3 protein-coding genes and 1 pseudogene are annotated in these 3,010 nt (G+C 32.3%); 2 read left to right on the plus strand and 2 right to left on the minus strand.

Translation table 11 applies throughout. The annotated features are described in order from the left end of the window. The coding region (locus tag PN497_RS01725; protein WP_272109415.1) for a Uma2 family endonuclease at window positions 1-433 on the plus strand (433 nt) is incomplete at its 5' end. Between the two features lie 221 nt (window positions 434-654). Continuing rightward, complete coding sequence (locus tag PN497_RS01730; protein WP_096570721.1) at window positions 655-1,458, plus strand: Uma2 family endonuclease; 804 nt, start codon at window positions 655-657, stop codon at window positions 1,456-1,458. Window positions 1,459-1,544: 86 nt separating this feature from the next. Here the strand turns inward: PN497_RS01730 and PN497_RS01735 are convergent, their stop codons facing one another. Both PN497_RS01735 and PN497_RS01740 read right to left on the minus strand, forming a co-directional pair. After that, complete coding sequence (locus PN497_RS01735) at window positions 1,545-2,306, minus strand: flagellar motor protein (RefSeq protein WP_096570723.1); 762 nt, start codon at window positions 2,304-2,306, stop codon at window positions 1,545-1,547. 54 nt (window positions 2,307-2,360) lie between these two features. Next, a pseudogene (locus tag PN497_RS01740) lies at window positions 2,361-3,010 on the minus strand (hypothetical protein); the annotation flags it as partial.

Consider the following 3,010-nt stretch of genomic DNA (forward strand, 5'->3'; position numbering starts at 1 on the left):
AAATCTGAACGTTAAAAGCACAGGTTCATTAACTTGTAAAAGAGAAGATTTAGCTAGGGGTGTAGAACCTGATTCTAGTTTCTATATTCAAAATGAACCAATCATGAGAAATAAAACCAGTTTAGATTTAACCCAAGATCCCCCACCTGATTTAGTTATCGAAGTTGATTATGCTAGTTCTTCTATTGATAAGTTACCAATTTATTTAGCTTTAGGTGTTCCTGAAGTTTGGCGTTATGATGAACCGGTAATGCAAATTTATAGTTTAGCTGATGGTAAATATATTCCTGGTAATAGTTCACCAACCTTTGCTAATTTATCTTTAAATACAGAAGTGCCTCAGTTTTTAGCTTCTAGCTTAGAAATAGGTGAAATGGCAATGATTAGGAATTTTAGAAGTTGGATAAAAACGCAAATATCAGAGAATGTCTGAATCAGGATATCCGGGATTTAAGGATTTACAGGATAATTCGTAATTATTTTGTCTGAGTCAGGATGTCCAGGATTTGAGGATTTAGAGGATTTATAGGATGGTTATTGATAAATTGTCTGTGAATATTTAGATTTTATAAAATAAGACTACACCAAATAGTAAAAACATCAAATACAGAGTATAATTAAAATATAAAAGTTTGATATTGAGGATATTCAAAAATGTATCAAACAGATCCGCCCTTAGCGGCCAAAGAAACATTACCCACAATGTATGATCTGCCTAGCGAAGATCCAGAGGAGAAAGGTTTGCCAGATCAATTTCATTTATTGCAACCACAATTATTAGCAGATACATTTCTTCCTCCTCATTATAAACAAGAGGAACTTTTTACAGGAAGTGACATAAATCTGTATTTTGATTCTCGTCATCCATTGTGGTATAAACGCCCAGATTGGTTTGCGGTTGTGGGTGTTCCTTATTTGTATGAAAAAAAAGATTTGCGCTTAAGTTATGTAGTATGGCAAGAATCTGTTAATCCTTATATTGTGGTAGAGTTGTTATCACCAGGAACAGAAAAAGAAGATTTAGGTCAAATGTTGCGAGATGTGGAAAAACCACCTGGTAAATGGGAAGTTTATGAAAAGATTTTAAGAATACCTTATTATGCGATATTTGATCGTTATCAATCAGAATTTAGGATGTTTGAATTAAGGGGCGATCGCTATATTGAAACTTTGCGTTCTACACCTTCAGATCCTAATTCTCGTTTTTGGATTCCTGGGTTAGAATTAGGTTTAGGAATTTGGCAAGGGAGTTATAAAAATGTACAAATGCCCTGGTTACGATGGTATGATCAAAATGGTAATTGGGTGTTAACTCCCGCAGAACAGGAAAGAGAAAAAGCAGAACAAGAAAGACAGCGTGCAAACCAAGAAAGACAACGTGCAGAACAGGAAAGACAGAAAAAAGAAAAATTAATTGCCCAACTGCGTGCTTTAGGTGTAGAACCTGATATAGATTAAAATTCAGATCCCCGACTTCTGCGATTAATTATAATTTTTTAGAAAATATGAAATTAAGAAGTCCGGGATCTTTAACATCTGATATATTATTTTTTTCCTACTTCCTTTTCTTCTCCTAAACGAGTAAAACGAATTTCTATTCTTCTTCTTGTTTGATCATCTTGTTTATTTTTCACAGGTGCAATTTCTGCTAATTGTCCATTTGGTAATATTAATTGTGCAGCAGAATAAGCACGAAATGATAAACCTTTTAATCTACCTTGTTTGTTTTGAATATCACGCAATATTTTCACAACTGATAACGCACGCATTAAACCTAAATCAGCATTAGAACCTGATTGAAGTTTTGTAACTGGAAATGTGCCACTAACTACTTTTTCTAAATTGACATCTAAATTACTATTTGCTTTACCATTAGGTGTAGCATCTGTATGTCCAATTATTTCCACAACGTTAATACCATATTTGTTGCTGGTACTTTCTATTGCTGGTACTATTTCTCTGAAAATATAGCTTAACATTTGAGGAGGTATTTCTGCACTACCTAACGCAAATCTATAATCACCTTGATCTTTGATAACTATGATTGGTGGTGCATCTGTGAGGCGTTTTTGATTATCTAACTCTCGTTTCAATTCCTCTACTTCTCTTTCTAAATCTTTAACTTTCAAAGGTAAATTGACTGAATTTTTATCAGGTTTATTTTGAACATTAGTTATTTGTGATATGATAATAGTGAGAAATAAAAATAACACTAAGATCATAAACGCATTGGACATTAAATCAGTAAATGCTTGCCAAACGTTTAACTCTTCATTGTATTCAGTGTAGCGTGAACGACGTGCCATAATTTCATGCTTTTACATTACAAAACAATATTGATAAACTTATTTGGTTTAAATTCATGATTCAGGTGTCTTTATTACCTGTCTGAGTTGGTTGATAGAAACTTTAGTATCCTGTAAACTTTTATTACATTCTTGAATATTTTTAATGATTATCTCTAAACCTTGTTCATTTATATTTGTTTGCTTGTTGATACCCTGAAGGATATTATTATTTACTTTTTGATATTCTGAAGTTAATTGAGTGTTGTTATTTTCTAATAGGTTGATCAAATCTACTTTAATAGTCTCCATCTTCATGCTAAATTGATTAGTAGATCCTTCAAGATTGTTGATTAAAGTCTGAAATTGCTGTTGATTATGATCAAGGTTTTGGGAAAGATGAGAAATAAAGCGATCGCCTAAATTATCAAATGCTAAATTCATCTGTTCTGTATTATATTTGACAGACTCTAATAATTGATTCAGAGCAATTTGTTCTTGAGACAAGTTAGAAATAAAGCGATCGCCTAAATTATCAAATCCTAAATTCATCTGTTCTGTATTGTATTTGACAGACTCTAATAATTGATTCAGGGCAATTTGTTCTTGAGACAAGTTAGAAATAAAGCGATCGCCTAAATTATCAAATGCTAAATTCATCTGTTCTGTATTGTATTTGACAGACTCTAATAATTGATTCAGGGCGATTTGTTCTTGAGACAAGT

It is taken from the genome of Sphaerospermopsis kisseleviana CS-549, from assembly GCF_028329225.1.
Classification (GTDB): Bacteria; Cyanobacteriota; Cyanobacteriia; order Cyanobacteriales; family Nostocaceae; genus Sphaerospermopsis; species Sphaerospermopsis kisseleviana.

Coding starts and splice junctions, on each gene's coding strand:
- PN497_RS01730 (WP_096570721.1), top strand. CDS start 655: ATGTATCAAACAGATCCGCCCTTAGCGGCCAAAGAAACATTACCCACA.
- PN497_RS01735 (WP_096570723.1), bottom strand. CDS start 2,306: ATGGCACGTCGTTCACGCTACACTGAATACAATGAAGAGTTAAACGTT.